This window comes from Pedobacter sp. N36a (assembly GCF_014472395.1).
Taxonomy (GTDB): domain Bacteria; phylum Bacteroidota; class Bacteroidia; order Sphingobacteriales; family Sphingobacteriaceae; genus Pedobacter.
This window is the reverse complement of record NZ_JACSZW010000009.1, coordinates 105,933-126,813: the sequence shown is the minus strand read 5'-3', so window position 1 is coordinate 126,813 and position 20,881 is coordinate 105,933. Positions and strand designations below refer to the sequence as shown.

Below are 20,881 nucleotides of genomic sequence, written 5' to 3'. Positions count from 1 at the left end.
GCCCTGCGGGTGCGATTCTTTTTTTGATCCAGTCCCATGAATCAAAGAAAAATGGCCAGTCATTCGCTTACTCTAAGCTAGACAACAGCTTATTTATTTTAATTCTAAATAAATTTGCAGTTTTCAAGAACAGCACATACATTTGCGGCCAATTAGAATTAATCTAAATAAATAACATGAAGAGACTTTACATATTATTCAGCCTTGCGCTGCTTATTTCATTAACTAATACCACCTTTGCTCAGTTAGCATCAGCACCAGTAAGAGGTACGATTACTGGAAAAGTAAGCACTAGTGATGGTAAACCTGCAGCCTATGTGAATGTGCAGATCGTTGAAAATAACAAGAAAACTCTAACCAAAGAAGATGGTACTTTTATCTTCAGTCACCTAAAATCTGGAAAATACACGGTAAAAACTTCTTACATTGGCTTAGAAGTACAAACACAAACTGCAACTGTTATTGAAGGTCAGGATACAAAACTATACTTCACACTGGATGAAAGTTCTTCGGAACTAAATGAAGTCATCATCGCAGCTAACGTTAGTCCGAATCTAAAACCAGTGAGTTTGGGCAAAATATCTATTCCTGTTAGAGATCTTCCTCAGGCAGTACAAATTATCAATAGTCAAACCATTACCGACCAACAAGCCAGCAGACTAAGCGACGTGTTGAAAAATGTGAATGGTGTTGCTTTTGGCGCCAATCGCGGTGGTGTAAGTGGTGAAACATTTTACGCACGTGGTTATGCTTTAGGTGCCAATAACGTATTCAAAAATGGCGCGCGCACCACTACTGGTGGAATGCCGGAAACCAGTACACTAGAATCTGTTGAAGTATTAAAAGGTAGTGCTGCTTTATTATATGGTGGTGTATCTGGCGGTGCCGTAGTGAATATGGTAACTAAAAAACCACAGTTCAATTATGGTGGAGAAGTTTCTATGCGTGCTGGCAGCTATGATTTATACAAACCTACGGCTGACATTTATGGCCCGATTACCAAGGATCTTGCTTTCCGCGTGATCGGTACCTATGAAGACGCTGGCAGCTATAGAGATCATGTAACTTCCAACAGAGTTTATGTGAATCCATCCTTACTATATAAAGTAAGTGACAAAACAGAAATTCTTTTACAAGGAGATTACCTGAAAAGTGATTTCACACCAGACTTTGGTGTAGGAACCGTTGGTAACCAATTGCCTGCTAACATTAGCAGACACATGTTTCTAAATACCAGTTGGGCATACAATAAAACCAATACTACCACTGCTCAAGCTAACATTACCCATAAATTTAACGACAGTTGGAAATTAAATGTAGTGGCCTCCCTTCAATCTTATACTAGAAATTACTTCTCTTCTGAACGTCCAGCAGCATTAGCTGATGGATCATGGAACCGGGCCTTGACACGTTCTAAAACAGATGAAGGAACTTACAACCAACAAATCAACTTGTCTGGTAATTTTAAAACTGCAGGTATCGCACATACTTTATTAGTAGGAGCTGATGCAGATCAGTCGATTACTAAAGCGTACGGTTTTTCCGATCCTAACCTACTGAAAGATGCTAAAGGTGCAAAATATTATGATGCAGTAAATATCCTTGATCCTAATAGCTTCAACATCCCTTCTAACTTCAATATGCCTGAAACATCAGCAATTTCTGACACTAAAACCCCAATTTATAGAATAGGTGGATTTGTTCAGGACTTAATTGCCTTAACGGATCAATTTAAAGTATTGGCAGGACTTCGTTACACTTACCAGAGAACACCAAGATCTAAAGCATTTACCTATGACACAGGAGTACAAACACTCGTTGCTAATGGTATTGAAAAAACAAAAACTGAAAGTGCTTTCTCTCCTAAATTAGGTTTCATTTACGAACCTTTCAAAACCACTTCATTTTACGTGAGTTATGCAAATAACTTCACTTCAAATGCTGGTTTAGATGTCAATACAAATGCACCGATGGATCCATCCATTATTGATCAGTATGAAGCAGGTATTAAAAATGATTTTCTTGGTGGCAGATTAACAGCCAACTTAACTGTTTATCGAATTAACAACAGTAAATTTGCACAAACTGCTGAGTTTAGACCAGATGGTGCAGTAAACGGCGATACGAACTTAAAAGAATTTACTGGTAAAACTGCCAGTGATGGTGTTGAGTTGGATATTACCGGAACTATAGTTGAAGGATTAAATTTCCTTGCTGGCTATAGCTATAACTATATGCGTTATACCCATACTCGTGAGGAATCAAAGACTCCAGATAATAAAGTAGTCACAGGTGGTATAGTTGAAGGTGAGCGTTTAGTTGGAACTACTAAAAACACAGCGAATGGTTCCCTTTTTTACACGATCCAGAATGGCGGCCTTAAAGGATTAAAATTAGGTGCTTCCGCTTATTATACCGGCGACCGTAACGGTGGAAGAAACACTAATAAATCAGGAACTTCTACAGGAATTATTCCTTTGAAAGCTTTTACTACATTTGACCTTTCTGCAGGTTACCAATGGAAAAAACTTTCCTTATTGACTAAAATAGCCAACATTACCAATGAGTTGAACTATTTTGTACATGAGAACTACAGTGTGAACCCAATTCCTCCAAGACAATTTTTAGCCACATTGAGCTATAAATTCTAAGGAAGAACAACAGTGTATAATGCGTAGCATTAAAATATAATTACAAAAAGAGTGGTCTGAAAAGACCGCTCTTTTTTGTTTTACAACTGATTTCTTTTGCCGATTCCATCTGGCCTATCTCTCTTGACAACTACCTACAACTAATAAGTGGCTAAACACTGGTTCATTCCAGGATTCATCCTATTAAACGGTAATCTATTGAATATAACGCTTTATACGCTTGGGTATTTCCAGTATATTAACAGGAGGTTGCTAGGGCCTATACAGGTAAAATAGCCTTTGCAAGCTCTTTTATTATTTCCTTTAGCGTGTTGATAATATATTATACATCTCTTTATTTAATATATAAGAAATAATTATTACCTACTTATTTAATGGTATATTATTATAAATTAATTAACGCTGATTCCCCCCCCTCAACTATGGCATTATGTTATGCAGGCCCTTATGGGCACCCATCCGGCAGAATAGAAAAGCTGGTTTTTTACACGCTAAACGGGCAACCGGTATGCCGTTTGATCGGTAAAGCCGGAAAACCGAGTATAAATCAAATGGCTAACCTTCAGGCCATGTCGGTTACGATGGCTCTTTTAAAGCCAATGTCTGAGTTTATCAACGTCAGCTTTAAACTGGAAGCGGAAGGGACGGTTAAAAACCCACACAATCTGGCTACATTTTACAACAAGAAACTCGCTTTAACGGGTCAATATCCTAATATTAAGGTGGATTACAGCAAGGTTGTGCTCAGCAAAGGAAAGCTGGAAATGACAAAAAATCTGGAGCTCAGCAAAGAAGAAGGGGGCATTAATTTAAGCTGGGATACTAGCCTAACTACTCAGGAGGGCCGTTACGACGAAATTATGATGGTAATGGTGAGTCATCCAGACTATGAACTTGCGAGCAGCTTTCTAAATGCAAGCCGAAGAGCAGATGGAAGCTGTTTTATCCCGCTTCAGTCGGAATGGCTGATCAATGGCCAAATGGAAACTGACACTCTTGCCTGGGAAACCTTCCTGAAATTTGTCGTAAATCTGATTTTTAAAAATACTAAAAGCCTGGTTTTCTAAGAGCTGCTGGAAGGTTATTGCCAAAAAAATGAGGACAACCATATCAAATGGCCTGTGTTTTGCGTTAATGCAGCAAAAGGGAGCTGCTGAATGACCATTGCTCCTTGAACAAAGAAAGATAAGATGAAGATTTTTGCCCTTGCGCTCTTGCTAACCCTCCCATTTACCTCTCCTACTCCTAACTTAAAGGCACAGTCGCCGGATGATAGCTGGACTAGAGAAGAACTGAAAATGGCCAATACAGCAGGCAACGCCAGCTACCTGACTGCCGAAGAGAAAGACATGGTGATTTATATGAACCTAGCCAGAATGGACGGCGCCAGATTTTTTGACACTTATTTCCAGGATTTTGTAGATGCTTACAACACCAGAATGCAGCAATACGGAAATTATGAAGTATTAAAAGTGAATAGAAATGATAGTTATTACCGCAGTTTACGCCGAGATTTGCAGCAAATTAAGAATTTGCCGGTGTTTTGGCCAGATCAGGCACTCACAAACATCGCTAAAGCCCATGCAAAAGACTTGAACAGAAACAATTATGCTGGCCATACTTCTAAAGACGGACGCAGCTTAAATCAGCGGATCAGTACGGTATATCCTAAAAAATCCAATGGTGAATGTATTGCTTTCGGCTTCAATTCAGGTCTGGAAAACATCTGTATGTTACTATTAGACAAAGGAGTACCAGACCTTGGCCACCGAAAACTCATCCTCAATACCTCCTCCCTGCTGAACACCGTGGGACTGAACATTCAACCTCATCCGCGTTACCGTTATTGTGCAGTGATCGACTTTGTTTCCCTCCCAGATTAATATTTACAATTAAATAACGCTGAAATCCTTTGAATTGAGCAAAAAGGTGCCGAGATTTGCGCCAATGAAAACGACTGAGGATAAGTATAACACCGCATATAGGCGCTTCGCGCGATATGAGCGGGAGAACTACGCGTTTGGCTTTGTTTTCCAGAGTACCTCTAGAGATTTTATTCTCTTAGCCCCGAGTCCTTCTCCATAAGATTCTCGATTCAGGGGCCTCTTCTATTCGAAAAATTATTTTTTAAACTAATTTTGAAGGCATAAGATTCAAAAATCATTATTCCTTTCGAGATGTTCATCTACTTTTATTTATCACCACCTTATGAAACAAAAAGGATTTCGTTCCATACTTGGAACAGTATTTCTTTGGATCGCCTTATTAGGCATTATCGCTTTAATCGTGAACGCGTTTTATCAAAAATCCGCCTTCCATTTATTAATTGCGTTGCCCATTATCCTGATCACGGCTCTCGCTTACGACCGTTTTCAGTCTAAGCATGCTGTGCTTCGAAATTATCCGGTTATTGGCCGTTTACGCTATTTCTTTGAATCCATCAGACCGGAAATGCGTCAGTATTTCTTTGAGTCTGAACTGGATGGAAAGCCTTTCAATCGTCGTCAGCGCTCTATTGTTTACCAAAGAGCAAAAAATGAGCGTGAAACTGTAGCCTTCGGGATGCAGGTAGATCCTTATGAGGAAGGTTATGAATGGGTATCACACAGTATTTACCCTAAAAAGATTTCCAATATGGACCTAAGGGTAAAAGTTGGAGGTTCCGTTTGCACACAGCCTTACGATTTAAGTATCCTGAATATCGGTGCCATGAGTTTTGGTGCATTGAGTAAAACAGCCATCCAATCGCTGAGCAATGGCGCCAACCTGAATAAATTCGCACACAATACCGGCGAAGGTGGAATCAGTCCTTACCACGTTAAAGGTGGTGGCGACCTGATCTGGCAGGTCGGAACAGGTTATTTCGGCTGTAGAGATGCAGAAGGTAAATTTGATGCCGCTTTGTTTCAAAAGAACTCGAAAAGAGAATATGTAAAAATGATTGAGCTGAAATTGTCTCAGGGTGCAAAACCTGGTCATGGTGGTATTTTGCCAGCAGCCAAGAATACACCAGAGATTGCAGAAATCAGAAATGTGGTGGCAGGAACAACTATTCTTTCACCGCCAGCACACAGCACCTTCTCTGATGCCAGTGGATTAATGAAATTCATCCAGCAAATGCGTGAGCTTTCTGGTGGCAAGCCAATTGGTTTTAAACTATGTATCGGTAGTAAAGAGGAGTTTATTGACATCTGTGAAGCGATGGTCGCGACTAAGATTTCTCCGGATTTCATCACCATTGATGGTGCGGAAGGTGGAACTGGTGCAGCTCCCCTGGAATATACAGATTACGTAGGGATGCCTTTATTAGATGCCCTTGCTTTTGTAAACATCACCCTCAAAAAATACGGATTAAGAAAAGACATTAAAATCCTGGCTTCAGGAAAAATCATCACCGGTTTCGACATCATGCGTGTAGTAGCCTTAGGTGCAGATGCCTGCTATAGTGCCAGAGGAATGATGATGGCCCTGGGTTGTATTCAGGCCTTGAAATGCGACAGCGGTAAATGTCCTGTAGGCATTGCTACGCAAGATAAAAGCTTATTTAAAGGCATTGACGTAACCGATAAAAAACATCGTGTGGCCAACTTCCATAAAAATACAGTTCATGCCACTATCGAGCTGATGGAAGCTTGTGGTTTTGATACTTTGAATGAAATTAAGCCAGAGCGTTTCAACAGAAGAATCGATACTACAAAAACGCTGAACTTTAAAGACATCTATTTTTCCTAGAGCATGATACCATAGAGAAATAGCTAACAATGATCAAAAAGGGCTGTCTTCCATAAGGAGATAGCCCTTTTGATTAATTTAACATTAATAAATCATTATCAATACTTAGCTTTGGAACAAATATTCAAAACTTTGAAAATAAAAGACACTACAGGCCTTAACCTCTATCTGGCGCTGGCTTATCGATTTCTGATATTGTTACTATTATATACTTTATGTAGAATCGGATTTTACCTTTTTAATCATGATCTCTTTCAAAACATCACCTTTCCCAAGTACCTGTACATCCTTTGGGGTGGACTAAAATTTGATGTTTCCGCTTTAATATATATCAATTCGATTTATCTTCTTGCCCATCTGATTCCTTTTCCTTTCCGTTATAATGAAGGATATCAAAGGTTTTTCAAATGGTGGTTTATCGTCACCAACAGCTTAGGAATTGTAGCCAATCTAATGGACTTTGTCTATTATAAATTCACGCTTAAAAGAACGACTGCAACGGTTTTCAGCCAGTTCAGCAATGAGCAGAATAAGTTAAAACTTTTCGGAGATTTCTTAAAAGATTATTGGTATTTATTGGTCATCCTGGCCATATTGGTTTGGTTGTTCGTTAAATTATATGAACTCGTAAAAGTAAAGAAAACGGTCCGATTTACCTGGCCGGTATATGTTTTACATACCGTGTTGTTATTCCTGACTGCCTTATTGTGCATCACAGGCGTACGCGGTGGATGGGGTTTTGGAACCAGACCGATTACCCTGAGTAATGCCGGTGAATTTGTGGACACCCCAGATCAGATGAGTTTAGTGCTGAATACGCCTTTCGCGATTTTCAGAACCTTAAAAGCTTCCAAACTGAAACCACTGAACTACTATGATGAACAAACCTTAAATTCGATATATAACCCGATTCACCTGCCAAAAGACACCGGTAACTTTAATAAGTTAAATGTGATGGTGATTATCGTGGAAAGTCTGGGAAAAGAACATATTGGCAGCCTCAACAAAGACCTCGACGGGGGTAAATACAAAGGATACACACCATTTCTGGATTCTCTGGTTGGCGAAAGTTATACTTTTAAACACAGCTATGCGAACGGCAGAAAATCTATTGACGCCCTGCCTTCGGTGATTACCGGAATTCCGACCATCAACGAGCCTTTTGTATTGTCGATTTATTCGAGCAACAAAACCACCAGTATTGCGAAGATCCTGGGTGATGAAGGTTACGAAACGGCCTTTTTCCATGGGGCTCCAAATGGTTCTATGGGCTTCTCTTCCTATACTCACCTTGCGGGTGTGAAAAAGTATTTCGGCCAGAATGAATACCAAAAAACCGGTGATTCTGATGGTACATGGGGCATCTGGGACGATCCTTTTCTACAGTTTACTGCGAAAACCATCAATACTTTAAAACAACCTTTCTTTGCCAGTGTGTTTACTTTATCTTCTCACCATCCCTTCCGTGTGCCAGAAGAATATGTAGGGAAGTTCCCGAAAGGACCGCTTCCAGTGCAAGAGCCGCTGGGTTATACCGATATGGCTTTGCGTAATTTTTTTAAAACGGCCTCCACCATGCCATGGTTCAAAAACACGTTATTTGTGCTTTGTGCCGATCATGCCACTGTATCTTATCATCAGGAATACCAGAATACAACAGGTTATTATTCCATTCCTATTATTTTCTATCGTCCGGATGGCTCTTTAAAAGCAATGTCGGATAAACTGGCACAACAGATGGACATTATGCCTACAGTATTGAATTACCTGCATTACGACAAACCTTACTTCTCTTTTGGCTTTGATGCTTTTGATGAGAAAACTGATAACTTTGTGGTGAGCAATAACGATGGTTCTTTTAACTTTTACATGGGTGATTATTACCTGGTGAATGACGGAAAAGACAACATCGCATTATATAACCTTAAAAAAGACCGATTGAGTCAGCACAATATTTTAGCAGAGGAACCGGACGTTGCCGCCGCTATGGAAAAGAAGTTAAAAGCCTTCAGACAGCAGTATAACAATAGAATGATCGCAAACCAGTTAACCTATAAATAATCAGTATGCGCAAAGCTTTGTTAAAGCTCATAGACTTTTTCTATCCTCCTTTTTCAAAATACATTTCTCTTCACACGTTTAGGTACATTGCTTCCGGAGGTTCCACCACCGCAGCAGGCATTGTCATTTATTATATCGTATATAACTGGATCCTGAAACAGCAGGATGTTCATTTGAACATTCCCTTCCTGCCGAAGCTAATTACCGCCCCTATTGCTGCCTTTGGAATAGAAACAGTGATCACTTTTATCATCGGTTTCACATTAAACAAATACCTGGTTTTTACGAAATCTACCTTAAAAGGCCGGATCCAATTGTTTAGATATGGCTCTGTAGTGGCCACCAATATTTTGATCAGCTATGCTTTATTAAAAGTGCTGATTGAGTCCTTTGGCTTTTATCCTACAGTTTCCAAAGTGATCATTTCCTTTTTACTGGCTATTTTTAGTTATTTCTCTCAGAAACACTTTTCTTTTAAAGTCAAGAAATAAGGTCAGCCGGACTTGTCTAATGTCTACTTTCCGTTATTTTTCGCAAATCTAGCCCTATTTTGTTGAGCAGAAGAAATAGATTTTCTTATATTGGCCTTCATATAAACCATATAGGTAATGAGTGATTTTAATGACTTTAACAATCCACGAGTAGCTAAGCTTCCAAAGCATTTAAGGCAATTTATTGTAGAGCAGCATTATGAAAAATATACGCCAATTGATCAGGCAGTTTGGCGCTATGTAATGCGTCAAAACTACAGCTATCTGAAACAAGTGGCCTATTATCCCTATATTAAAGGTTTACAGCGCGCGGGTTTAAGTATTGAACACATTCCGAATCTGCAAACGATGAACGATAACCTTGGCAAAATTGGCTGGGGTGCCGTTACTGTAGATGGGTTTATCCCTCCTGCAGCCTTCATGGAATACCAAGCTTACCGGGTATTGGTGATTGCAGCAGACATCCGTCAGATTAACCATATTGAATATACACCAGCTCCGGATATCATCCATGAGTCGGCAGGGCATGCCCCAATTATTGCAGATACCGATTACAACAATTACCTGAGCTATTTTGGCTCTATCGGTGCGAAGGCGATGTTTTCTTCGAAAGATTTTGAGCTTTACGAAGCCATTCGCAACCTGAGTATTTTAAAGGAGTCGGCAAATACGCCGGAACAGGAAATTGCCAAGGCAGAAAAACATTTACAGGTGGTCGCTGAAAATATGGGCGAGCCTTCTGAAATGGCTTTATTAGGTCGTTTACACTGGTGGACGGTCGAGTACGGCTTGATTGGGACCTTGGAAAATCCGAAAATATACGGTGCAGGTTTACTTTCTTCCATTGGTGAAAGTTCCAGCTGCATGAAAGAAGAGGTGAAGAAAATCTGGTACAATATTGATACGATCAATTACTCGTACGACATCACCAAGCCTCAGCCACAGCTATTCGTAACGGAGAACTTCCAAAACCTGATTGATGTTTTAGAACAGTTTGCTGATACCATGGCCTTCAGACGTGGTGGTACGGAAAGTATCGTCAAAGCCATTGAGTGTAAAAACCCGGCAACGGCAGTTTACAGTTCTGGATTACAGGTTACCGGTATCTTTACAGATATGGGTTTAAATGCTGCTGATGAGCTAACTTTCATCAAAACAACGGGTCCTTCTGCATTAGCAATAGATTCGCTACAATTGGAAGGTCATGGCAAATTTTACCATAAAGATGGGTTCTCCTCTCCTGTTGGCCGCTTAAATGGCTTAGTTTTAGAAGACCTGAGTTTGTCAGAATTGGCAGAACAAGGGATTGCTGAAGGCAGCAGAGCTGAATTGAATTTTGATGGCGGTATCCACCTGAACGGCTTACTAAAGAAAATTGTTCAGCACAATGACAAAAATATCCTGATGGTATTTGAAGACTGTACCGTAAAAGAAAGCAATGGAAACGTGCTTTTCCAACCGGAATGGGGCACTTATGACATGGCTATCGGAGAAAAAATTGTTTCCGTATTTAACGGTGCTGCCGATAAAGATGCTTACGAAGAAATCACACACATCAGCGATAAAGTAACGCATAAGATCACTTACGACGAGAAAACACAGCAGCTGCATGAGATTTATAAAGAGATCCGCAGCATCCGCGAAAACAAAAGGAATTATGAACGGGTAATTGCTTTATTTGAAGCTTTAAGGACAGAACATCGTTACGATTGGCTGGCATCTCTAGAGATTCTGGAGATCCTTTACCACAAGAATCTGGACCCTGAACTGGAGAAAGAGGTGCGTATTTATCTGGAGCTGAAAGCAGCAAATGAACCGGATCACCATAAATTAATTACCGATGGTTTACACGTGATTGAAAATCCGGTGAGCCAATTGATTACAGAAGAAGATTAATTAGCAATGGCGCTGATGGAACTCCACTGCGCCATTGTTTACAGAAAACAGATGAAATGAATATAGTATTAACAGGTGCTAGCAGTGGGATTGGTTTTGAAGCTGCATTAGAGTTCTCTAACTATAAAGCGAATAAAATTGTATGTATTGCCCGTTCGGCCGACAAGCTGCGTAAGCTATTGGAAATTGCCAGAAGCATCAACCCAGATTGTGTGTTACTTCCAGTAGAATTTGACATTGTGAATGACGACTATGCCGCGTTACTTCCTTTTTTAAAGGAAAGACTGGGTACCGTAGATATTTTAATCAACAATGCAGGATCACTGATCAATAAACCTTTTCTGGAAACCAGTAAAGAGGATTTATACCAGATGTTTGAAAGTAATGTATTGGGTCATTTCAATATGATCCAGAACTTATTGCCTTTAATGACTGCCGGCAGTCATATTGTAAATATTGGCAGTATGGGTGGTTTTCAGGGCAGCGTAAAGTTTCCTGGCCTTGCCGCTTACTCTTCCAGCAAATCTGCTTTACATACTTTAACGGAATGTCTGGCTTTTGAATTGGCAGAAACGGGCATTAAAGTGAACTGTTTAGCTTTAGGTTCTGCACAAACAGAGATGTTAGAACAGGCCTTCCCGGGCTATCAATCACCGGTTATGGCCTTTGAAATGGGAAAATATGTGGCTGACTTTGCGAAGACCGGTCATAAGTTTTTTAATGGCAAAGTGATTCCAGTAGCAGTAACCACCCCTTAATCAATTAGTTATCAACATCACTTTTGACTAAAGATTTTTTATATATCTTTAGCCCAATCCCTATGAAGAAAAGTATCCTAATTGTCCTGTTTTTTTCCATGAGTACCTTTGCTGCAAAATCGCAGGGGCTGTCACCAATCCCTTATCAGGATGTGGTTTTCAAACTGATGGAACACCTGCCGGCACTTCCTGCCAGCAAATTTCAACCAAGCAATCTTTTATCCTTTGCTAAGTCTATGATTGGTACGCGTTACCGCTACGCGTCCAGCAATCCTAAGATAGGTTTTGACTGCTCCGGATTTGTAAACTATGTGTTTAAGAATTTTGGCGTGAATGCACCGCGTTCTTCCAGGGATTTCGCTACAAAAGGACACGATAAAAAACTTGCTGATGCCCAGGTTGGGGACGTAATTGTCTTTACTGGCACAAACAGCCGCGTTCGTCGTGTGGGTCATGTAGGTATTATTTCCGAGGTAGATGGTGATGAGATCAAATTCATCCATTCTTCTTCTGGAAGCGCAAAAGGAGTTACCATTACCAGCTTAAATGAGGGTTTCTATAAGAAACGATTCATGAAAGTAGTGAGTATTTTATAATAGCACCACCTTTAAAGCATCCATTACATTTCCTTCGTTCAGGAACTGCTTCGCCAATTCGTGGAGTTCACGTTCCCGGTTCGTTGCATCACCAATGGTGGCATCTAACACCTCTTTTACCTGACTATTGCGCTGCATTTCATCGATATCATCGGCAGAAGGGAGCTGTTCTATATTACCTAATCTTCCGAGATCATTTCCGGAAAGCACATAAGAATTCCTTACTGCCTTAGGCAAGGCATCTACGCCAATACCTAGTGTGGTTAATGGTTTCGCTACTTTGAACAGATTTTCTGCCGTCACGCGGCAGTACCAATCTCCGCCTAAACGAGCCACCAGGTCTATCTTTTCCTGATCGATCTTTCCATCTGCATCTAGTATATTTTCCTGAATATGGATCATTTTTATTTCTGCCAGGATCAGGTTACCGGCACCTGGCTGATCGCCTAAATGAATGACTTCTTTAACGATACACTCCATTTGTACAGGTGCTTCTGCCACTCTTGGCGGCTTTACCAGCAAGGAAGGCAGCATCGTAAAACCTGCTTTTTCAAACTCGTTCACACCCTTCCCATAGTCTGTACTCGCTAAACTCATTTGCTGTACCATCGGATAGTTCACAATATTGATCACACATTCTTTCACTTGCAATACGTTTTCCAGTGTGTGTTTGTTACTGCCATCCCTCACCCTTCTCGAAGGAGAGAAGATACATAAAGGTGGATTGGTACTGAACATATTGAAAAAGCTAAAAGGGCTGAGGTTGATGTTTCCCTCCTCATCAATGGTACTTGCAAAACAGATAGGTCTGGGCGCAATGGCATATTGCAGGTAATTTTGTAATTGAACGGGGGAAAGTTTGGTTACATCGATAGTCAGCATAGTGGTTTGAGCTTGTTTAAGGTCAAAGTTACTGTCTAAATGTAGTTAAAAAAAGGCTGGATGAATTTTTAGCAGGGATAGATACAGAATTACTGTATAAAAAAACTCCTGTAAAATGCGGGAATACATGCTACAGGAGTTTTTTAATTATTTCTTTTTCAAAGCAAGGATAGAAAGATTGCTATCTTCTTTTATAATGCTATTGCTCAGGTGTCCAAGACCGGTGATTTCCATTTCCACCGCGTCACCTTCCTGCAGCCATTGAGGTTTAAAATCAGGATTATTTAACAATCCAGTACCGTTTAATTCCAGGAAGCAGCCTGTGCCTACCGTTCCAGAACCGATCACATCGCCAGGTAATAGATCTACACCATAAGCGCAGCGTTCAATAATTTCGGCGAATGTCCAGTCCATATCGGCCATATTTCCTGCGGATACCTGTACACCATTAACAGTACAAGTCATTTCGAGGTTATAGGCATTTCCGGTATGACCTGGTTTAGCAGCCGTTAGGTATTGTTCCAGTTCATCCGGGGTAACCAGCCATGGGCCAATTACAGTAGAGAAATCTTTTCCTTTTGCAGGACCTAGATTCAACAGCATTTCTTCCATTTGCAGGGTTCTTGCACTCATATCATTCATCACCATATAACCAGCGATATATTGATCCGCTTCTGCGGCAGTAATGTTACGGCCTTTAGTACCGATCACGATGGCTACTTCCAGCTCAAAATCCAGCTTTTCAAAATGATCCGGCATACACTTAATGTCACCTGGCCCCTGAATCGCATTGTGGTTGGTAAAATAGAAAATAGGATACTGATCAAACTCAGCAATCATATCCACCTTGCGGTTTCTGCGTGCAGCAGCCACATGCTGACGGAAAGCATAACCGTCTCTGCAGGAAGTTGGGTGCGGCACTGGTGCCAGCAATTCATAGAAAGCTTCTTCTTTAGGTTCGATTTCTCCAGATTTGATTTGCGCATCTATTTTTTTTGCCCGATCCATCAGATCAACACCACCCTGCAGGAAAGCGTTCATCTCATCTGGCAGCAGTTTATCGCAAGAGTTTAAATTATAAATATGCCCGTTTACAAAAACACCCAGGTGTTCTCTGTCTTCTGTTTTATAGGATACCAGCTTCATATATGCTCAGTTTTTTGTCAAGTTATTCAAAGCTATACAAAAATACAGCTACGTTGGTTAAATATAATTTATCTACATATAATCGTTCTGATTGTTTGTTGATTACTATAATTATTACTTAATTTAGCTCCGCAAACAAAATGATCTTACCACTCACATATCAAAATCAAGTAGCCAAACAAGCGTTGGCTGCCTTCCGGTATGCGATGCTTTCCAAGATCATTTTTGCCCAATATTCCAACTAGCCCTCCTCGCTTTTTGAATAAAACGTTTTCTACGTTTTACTGTTATTAATATACATATAATTCTAACCAAATTAAACCTACTGTTATGCCTATTTATCATACCTTAGGAACTATTCCTGCAAAACGTCATACCGTTTTTAGAAAGCCAGATGGCAATTTATATGCAGAGGAGCTAGTTTCTACTGAAGGGTTTTCCAGCTTATACTCACTCGTTTATCATTGTCACCCGCCAACCATTGTTAAAGAACTCGGTGAGCCTTACTCGGTGGAGCCAAAGATTGCGCGCGAAAAGCACCTGCGTCATACCAGTCTGATCGGTTTCAATGTCAAACCAGAAGATGACTACCTGAAAAGCAGGAAACCTGTACTCGTAAACAGCGATTTACACATCTCTTTGGCTGCGCCAAGAAAATCCATGACCGACTATTTTTATAAGAATAGTCAGGCGGACGAAGTGATCTTTATCCATGAGGGAACCGGAACGTTAAAAACAGGCTTCGGAAAGATCCGTTTTGCCTATGGCGATTACCTGGTTGTACCTCGCGGCACCATTTACCAAATGGAATTTGACGATGAGAAAAACAGACTTTTCATCATTGAAAGTTTCAGCCCTATCCATTCACCTAAGCGTTATAGAAATGAATACGGGCAGTTAATGGAGCATGCTCCATATTGTGAGCGCGACATCAGGCGTCCTCAAGACCTGGAAACCATCGATGAATATGGTGATTTCAAGGTATTGATCAAGAAACAAGGCTTGATCTACCCTTATACTTATGGCACCCACCCTTTTGATTTCGTAGGCTGGGATGGCTTTCACTATCCATGGGCATTTTCTATCCATGATTTTGAACCGATTACAGGCCGACTACATCAGCCGCCTCCGGTGCATCAGACCTTTGAAGGGCATAATTTCGTGATCTGCTCTTTTGTTCCCAGAAAATACGATTATCATCCGCTTTCAATTCCTGCCCCATATAACCATAGCAATGTGGATAGTGATGAGGTATTATATTACGTAGACGGTGATTTTATGAGCAGGAAAAGCGTGGTAAAAGGCCAGATTACCTTACATCCAGGTGGAATCCCTCATGGGCCACATCCGGGAACAGTAGAAAAATCGATCGGCAAAGAGCGCACAGAAGAACTGGCCGTTATGATTGATCCTTTCCGTCCTTTAATGTTAACGGAAGATGCCATCAATATTGAAGATGAAAATTACTACAAAAGCTGGCAGGAAAATGTAGAATAGACAAACCTTAGTATAATCAGATAAAGAGTTTAAAAATTATTAAAATCATGAGTACACAAACATTTGCAGAAAAGATCGCTAAAGCGCCAGATTTTCTTCCAATAAATGGAACGGATTACATAGAATTCTATGTGGGCAATGCAAAACAAGCTGCACATTACTATAAAACAGCGTTTGGTTTCCAATCTCTGGCTTATGCAGGGCCAGAAACAGGTGTCCGCGACCGTGCTTCCTATGTGTTACAGCAAGGAAAGATCAGGTTGGTATTGACTACTGCTTTGAAATCGGAAAGCCCCATTGCAGAACATGTAAAAAAGCATGGTGATGGTGTAAAAGTATTGGCTTTATGGGTAGATGATGCCTATAGTGCTTTTGAGGAAACCACTAAACGTGGGGCAAAGCCGTACTTAGAGCCTATGACCTTAACCGATGAATCTGGAGAGGTACGCATGTCGGGGATTTATACTTATGGTGAAACCATCCACATGTTTGTAGAGCGTAAAAACTATACAGGAACATTCATGCCGGGTTACCGAGATTGGAACAGCGACTATGCACCTAAAGAGGCCGGCTTACTGTACATTGACCATTGTGTGGGCAATGTGGGCTGGAACAGGATGAATGAAACGGTACAGTGGTATGAAGATGTGATGGGATTTGTGAACATCTTATCCTTTGATGATAAACAGATCAATACCGAATATTCGGCCCTGATGAGTAAGGTGATGAGCAATGGGAATGGTTTTTCCAAATTCCCGATCAATGAGCCTGCAGAAGGAAAGAAGAAATCACAGATTGAAGAATATTTAGAATTTTATGAAGGCGAAGGGGTGCAACATATTGCAGTAGCTACAAAAGATATTTTGTCTACGGTAAAGGACTTAAAAGCTCGAGGGGTTGAGTTTTTAAGTGCACCCCCTGAAGCCTATTATAGCATGATGCCAAACCGCGTAGGTCAGATTGATGAGGAGATTGCACAGCTAAAAGAGCTGGGGATCCTGGTAGACTGCGATGAGGAAGGTTATCTGCTACAGATTTTCACTAAACCGGTAGAAGACCGACCAACTTTATTCTTTGAAATTATCCAAAGAAAAGGCGCTCAATCCTTTGGTGCCGGCAATTTTAAAGCCTTGTTCGAATCCCTGGAACGGGAACAGGAATTGAGGGGTAATTTATAAAAAACTGAGATTATTATTCATAAAACGAAAGCCAGTCTGGAAACAGTACTGGCTTTTTTACAAGATAGCAGGCAGAGATTTACGAAAAAAATAGTTAATTTCGCAATTCAAGGCAACCTGCGGGGGAATGGACATCATCGGAAGCATCTCATTATTCTTTACACGCTTTATTGCGGCATTTAAATTATTCCAAAAGAATGATCCGCTGCGACTTGCTGGAGCCACTGCTTTCTTTGCCAACTTTGCTTTACCTCCTATCCTGATCATCTTAATCCGCTTATTTGGATTTTTCACAGATAGAAAAACCTTGGCAAATACTTTATTTGAACGTTTAGGCACCGTATTGGACGACAGTAGCACGACTCAGATTAAACAGGTACTGCGAAATATCAGAGGCGTAGACCACCAATGGTATGCGACCGTTTTGAGTTTCATCTTTTTCTTATTTGTAGCGACTACACTTTTTGCCGTCATCAAAAACTCTATGGATCAGATCTGGTCCATTGGTATTAAAGAAAAAATGGGTTTCTATTTTAAAATGAAGCTTCGGGCACGTTCTTTTGTGATCATCTTATTGGCAGGACTGTTATTTTTTGTCGGGATCATGACAGACAGTATGCAGGCCATCATCGGCACTTATGTGAACAATGCCGCCCCAACTTTTGGAAGGTTTTTCCTGCTGGTACTAAATCAGATCCTATTTATTATCATTGTGACCACCTGGTTTTCAGTTTTATTTAAATACTTAACCAATGGACGCCCAAGATGGAGATCTGCTATTCATGGGGGAATACTAACTGGAATCCTGTTTACCATTGGAAAGTCTATCCTTAGAATTATGCTGCCCCTTAGTGGTATTGGAAACATTTATGGCACTTCAGGCTCTATCGTGCTGATTATGCTGTTTGTTTTTTATTCCTCCTTCATTTTTTACTTCGGCGCCTGTTATGTAAAAGTGCTGAGTGATGACAAAAACCGTCCTATACGTCCTATAAAAGGCGCATTCAACTATGAAATAAAGGAAGTCGTAAAGGGTACTTAACCAAGTTTATGCGGTGGCAATTTTCTCAAATCCCTGCATTTCAAACACAGCCAGTTTATTCAGCAGATTATAATGGAGGGTTCCAAATAAGTTGACAATACCTTCTTTGTTTTTACCTTCGATACAAATGCTTTCTCTTACGATGTCTTTATGTCGCAAAATCTGGTCAGATAAGATCACATCTTCATCCTGAATTTTGACATCATCTGCTTCAATAGAGAACTGTTTCAGCAGTTCTGAGAAGCCTTTTCCATTCAATAATAATTCTTTGATATTCATGGTCTTCTTATTTAAGTTAGGGAGAATCATAACATCAATTTTAGCGCCAAAAAAAAGGGCAAAACCCTAAAGTTCAGCCCTTTTCCACAATTGTTGAAAAATTGTATTTTAGAACAAACGGTAAGCTAATCCTAGCGTGAATAAGCCTAGTTTTTTAGCATCGCTGTAACCATCTTTGCCAATTTTGGACAAACCTTGTTCATATCTTAAGTCAATTCCTAATTTGCTGACATCTAGACCTGCGCCAAACTGCCATGCAAAGTTCTGATCTTTAAAGTTTCCTTTAAAAGCATCAGATGCCGCAGCGGAAACAGACTGGTCTTTGTTCAACACAAAAGAAACTACAGGCCCTGTATTTAATCGAATTCCCACTCCTGCTGCGCCAATTTTTGTACCTACTAATACAGGAATATCTAAACTGGTAAAGTCCACTTTATTTTCAAAACCATTGGCATCTTTTAAAGTTGTGTTTTTACCTGAAATATACATCTCTGGCTGTAAGTGGATTCCAGCTGCTCCAATACGTGCCCAAATACCACCATAATATCCTGCTCTATTTTCACTTTTAAAAGTACCTTCTGTGCTGAACTTGGTCATATTGACACCGCCCTTTAATCCGAACTGAAAGCTAGGCAAGATCTGACTAAACGCCATCATGCTCGAACAGATGAATAACGCAGATAAGATTATTTTTTTCATAATGTAATGTTAGGTTGATTTTATACTGATATGTAAAACTAAGAATATTTTTAATTCATCAGTATATTACGTAATTTTATATTTACAATCGCCAGTTTGAAATCAGGTTAGAATTCAAAGCTGAACCCCTTATCATCACCTATTTAGATGGATTTTACATTTAATGCGTACTCTTATTTTTTGATTTTTTTTGGGGCGGTTACGCTTTTTTTATCCTGGTTTGCGTACCGCAAAGATCATGGTGCCGTCAGGCTTTTTGGTCTGGTCATGCTTTCCTATGCCATCTGGTCTTTAGGATATGGCTTTGAACTTGCCTGTAGTAATCTAAAAGCAGCAAAGTTATTTATAGATATAGAATATATTGGGATTACAACAGTACCACTTTACTGGTTGCTGTTCTGTTTAAAATTATCTGGAAAAGAATATTGGTATAAACGCACTTTAAACCTTTCTTTATTGATCAGTGTTACCGCAATCACGTCGATTTTGGTATGGACAAACGATTATCACCACCTCCATTACAAACATTACTTTATGGATACCACTGGCCCATTTCCAATGGTTTCTATTGAACCTGGTATTACCTACAAGATTTTTACCGCCTATTTTTATGTACTTCTGGCCATTGGCAGTTACTTGCTGATTACCACATTTCGCAAGGCCGACTCTATTTACAAGCGGCAAAACTATAGCATTATCATTGCAGCACTTATCCCATGGATAACGAATATCGCCTATACTTTCGGATTCCGTCCTGTTGAAAACCTCGACCTGACCCCTTTTGCTTTTGCGGGGACTATCACTTTTGTAGGCATTACCGTTTACCGGTATAAACTCTTTGATGTATTGCCTGTAGCCAGAGAAAAGGTGTTAGAACTGATACAAGATGGCTTTTTAGTAATCGATAAACAGTACAGAGTTATTGACTACAACCATGCGATAAGAAAATATTTAGATGAACCTAATAGTAAAAAAATTATTGGAGCATCGATAGAGGCGCTATTTCCAGAGCAAAATGCATTTTTTGAATTCTTGAGGAGCCACCAGTCGGGCAAAGTGGAACTGCGCGTGGAAAGCCCATTAGGGATTCACGATCTGGAAGCTGATATTCTTTACCTCAATGACAATCAATTGAGCAATGTTGCTACGGTAATTAACTTTCAGGACCTGACCCATTTTAAGCAGGTGGCCCTCACCTCCCAACAACAAACTGAAGAACTAAAAAGACTAAATCAGTTGAAAGATCGGATTTTTTCGATCATCGCACATGACCTTCGTGGCCCTTTGGTGAATCTTTCGGAGGTACTTAAAATGATTTCTAACGATGAAATCACCATTGACGAGTTTAAAATATTATCACCGACCTTAACCAAGGACATTTTATACACCACAGAATTGCTGGAGAATATTTTACACTGGTCCAGAAGCCAGTTAAAAGGATATGGCCTCAATAAAGAATATTTCGACTTAAGGAGTATGATCATTAATGAAGTCAACTATCATTTACCTTCTGCTACTTCAAAAAACGTTAAGATTATACAGGATGTGTTTCCAGGAATCATGGTTTACGCAGATATGTTGATGATCCAGATAGTGTTACGCAACTTATTGAGTAACGCCATAAAATTCTGTTATGACGGTTGTGAAATTAATATTTCTTCTGTTTATACAAAAGATAAAATGATGCTGACCATCCATGACAATGGCGTTGGGATTAAAGAAGAAACTGTAGAAAAACTGTTTAGTGGAGAGAACATGTCTACCCGAGGAACTTCAAATGAAAAAGGAACCGGACTTGGACTGGTAGTTTGCAGAGAGTTTATGGAACGTAATGATGGTACGATTAACGTTGAAAGCGAGTTTGGCGTTGGTACTAGATTCAATTTATTCATCCCCGTTGCCCCTGCAAAAGATGATTTCAACAGTAAACAACCCAAATAAAAAATCCGATGAAAGTTGAAACTCTCATCGGA

The 20,881-nt window shown here is 40.1% G+C and carries 16 protein-coding genes and 1 pseudogene; 13 read left to right on the top strand and 4 right to left on the bottom strand.

The window, feature by feature from the left end; translation table 11 throughout:
- Positions 1–176: 176 nt before the first annotated feature.
- The 9 genes from H9X96_RS17605 (at position 177) to H9X96_RS17565 (ending at position 12,185) form a co-directional block, all read left to right on the top strand.
- A complete protein-coding gene (locus H9X96_RS17605; protein WP_187667554.1) occupies positions 177–2,651 on the top strand; it encodes a TonB-dependent receptor in 2,475 nt (824 codons plus the stop codon).
- A gap of 422 nt (positions 2,652–3,073) precedes the next feature.
- Positions 3,074–3,718, top strand: a complete 645-nt coding sequence (locus H9X96_RS17600; protein ID WP_187667553.1) for a DUF6266 family protein — start codon at positions 3,074–3,076, stop codon at positions 3,716–3,718.
- A gap of 123 nt (positions 3,719–3,841) precedes the next feature.
- The gene (locus tag H9X96_RS17595; protein WP_187667552.1) at positions 3,842–4,534 is read left to right on the top strand and encodes a CAP domain-containing protein; all 693 of its coding nucleotides are present in this window, start codon (positions 3,842–3,844) and stop codon (positions 4,532–4,534) included.
- Positions 4,535–4,859: 325 nt separating this feature from the next.
- Positions 4,860–6,383, top strand: coding sequence for an FMN-binding glutamate synthase family protein (locus H9X96_RS17590; RefSeq protein ID WP_187667551.1), 1,524 nt, complete (start codon positions 4,860–4,862; stop codon positions 6,381–6,383).
- A 132-nt stretch (positions 6,384–6,515) separates the two neighbouring features.
- Positions 6,516–8,444 (top strand): LTA synthase family protein, encoded by a 1,929-nt coding sequence (locus tag H9X96_RS17585; RefSeq protein WP_187667550.1) that lies wholly within the window; start codon positions 6,516–6,518, stop codon positions 8,442–8,444.
- Between the two features lie 5 nt (positions 8,445–8,449).
- Positions 8,450–8,935 (top strand): GtrA family protein, encoded by a 486-nt coding sequence (locus H9X96_RS17580; protein WP_187667549.1) that lies wholly within the window; start codon positions 8,450–8,452, stop codon positions 8,933–8,935.
- Positions 8,936–9,052: 117 nt separating this feature from the next.
- Positions 9,053–10,831 (top strand): aromatic amino acid hydroxylase, encoded by a 1,779-nt coding sequence (locus H9X96_RS17575; RefSeq protein WP_187667548.1) that lies wholly within the window; start codon positions 9,053–9,055, stop codon positions 10,829–10,831.
- A 56-nt stretch (positions 10,832–10,887) separates the two neighbouring features.
- Positions 10,888–11,589 carry an SDR family oxidoreductase gene (locus tag H9X96_RS17570; RefSeq protein WP_187667547.1) on the top strand — a complete coding sequence of 234 codons (702 nt, stop codon included), beginning with the start codon at positions 10,888–10,890 and terminating at the stop codon, positions 11,587–11,589.
- 62 nt (positions 11,590–11,651) lie between these two features.
- Positions 11,652–12,185 carry a C40 family peptidase gene (locus tag H9X96_RS17565; RefSeq protein WP_187667546.1) on the top strand — a complete coding sequence of 178 codons (534 nt, stop codon included), beginning with the start codon at positions 11,652–11,654 and terminating at the stop codon, positions 12,183–12,185.
- Here H9X96_RS17565 and H9X96_RS17560 read toward each other — a convergent pair.
- Both H9X96_RS17560 and H9X96_RS17555 read right to left on the bottom strand, forming a co-directional pair.
- Positions 12,180–13,067 (bottom strand): flavin reductase family protein, encoded by an 888-nt coding sequence (locus H9X96_RS17560; protein WP_187667545.1) that lies wholly within the window; start codon positions 13,065–13,067, stop codon positions 12,180–12,182. The genes H9X96_RS17565 and H9X96_RS17560 overlap by 6 nt on opposite strands.
- A 147-nt stretch (positions 13,068–13,214) precedes the next feature.
- The gene (locus tag H9X96_RS17555; RefSeq protein WP_187667544.1) at positions 13,215–14,213 is read right to left on the bottom strand and encodes a fumarylacetoacetate hydrolase family protein; all 999 of its coding nucleotides are present in this window, start codon (positions 14,211–14,213) and stop codon (positions 13,215–13,217) included.
- Between the two features lie 330 nt (positions 14,214–14,543).
- On the opposite strand from H9X96_RS17555, the pseudogene H9X96_RS23125 reads away from it, so the two are divergent.
- The 3 genes and pseudogenes from H9X96_RS23125 to H9X96_RS17540 all read left to right on the top strand — a co-directional run.
- A pseudogene (locus tag H9X96_RS23125) lies at positions 14,544–15,281 on the top strand (homogentisate 1,2-dioxygenase); the annotation flags it as partial.
- A 476-nt stretch (positions 15,282–15,757) separates the two neighbouring features.
- Complete coding sequence (hppD, locus tag H9X96_RS17545; RefSeq protein WP_187667542.1) at positions 15,758–16,888, top strand: 4-hydroxyphenylpyruvate dioxygenase; 1,131 nt, start codon at positions 15,758–15,760, stop codon at positions 16,886–16,888.
- A gap of 127 nt (positions 16,889–17,015) precedes the next feature.
- Positions 17,016–17,930, top strand: coding sequence for a YihY/virulence factor BrkB family protein (locus H9X96_RS17540; protein WP_187667541.1), 915 nt, complete (start codon positions 17,016–17,018; stop codon positions 17,928–17,930).
- A gap of 6 nt (positions 17,931–17,936) precedes the next feature.
- Here H9X96_RS17540 and H9X96_RS17535 read toward each other — a convergent pair whose 3' ends face one another.
- Positions 17,937–18,209 (bottom strand): hypothetical protein, encoded by a 273-nt coding sequence (locus tag H9X96_RS17535; protein ID WP_062550887.1) that lies wholly within the window; start codon positions 18,207–18,209, stop codon positions 17,937–17,939.
- A 108-nt stretch (positions 18,210–18,317) separates the two neighbouring features.
- The gene (locus H9X96_RS17530; protein ID WP_187667540.1) at positions 18,318–18,908 is read right to left on the bottom strand and encodes a porin family protein; all 591 of its coding nucleotides are present in this window, start codon (positions 18,906–18,908) and stop codon (positions 18,318–18,320) included.
- A 147-nt stretch (positions 18,909–19,055) separates the two neighbouring features.
- Between H9X96_RS17530 and H9X96_RS17525 the strand changes: the two genes are divergently transcribed.
- Complete coding sequence (locus H9X96_RS17525) at positions 19,056–20,849, top strand: histidine kinase N-terminal 7TM domain-containing protein (protein WP_187667539.1); 1,794 nt, start codon at positions 19,056–19,058, stop codon at positions 20,847–20,849.
- Positions 20,850–20,881 lie beyond the last annotated feature (32 nt).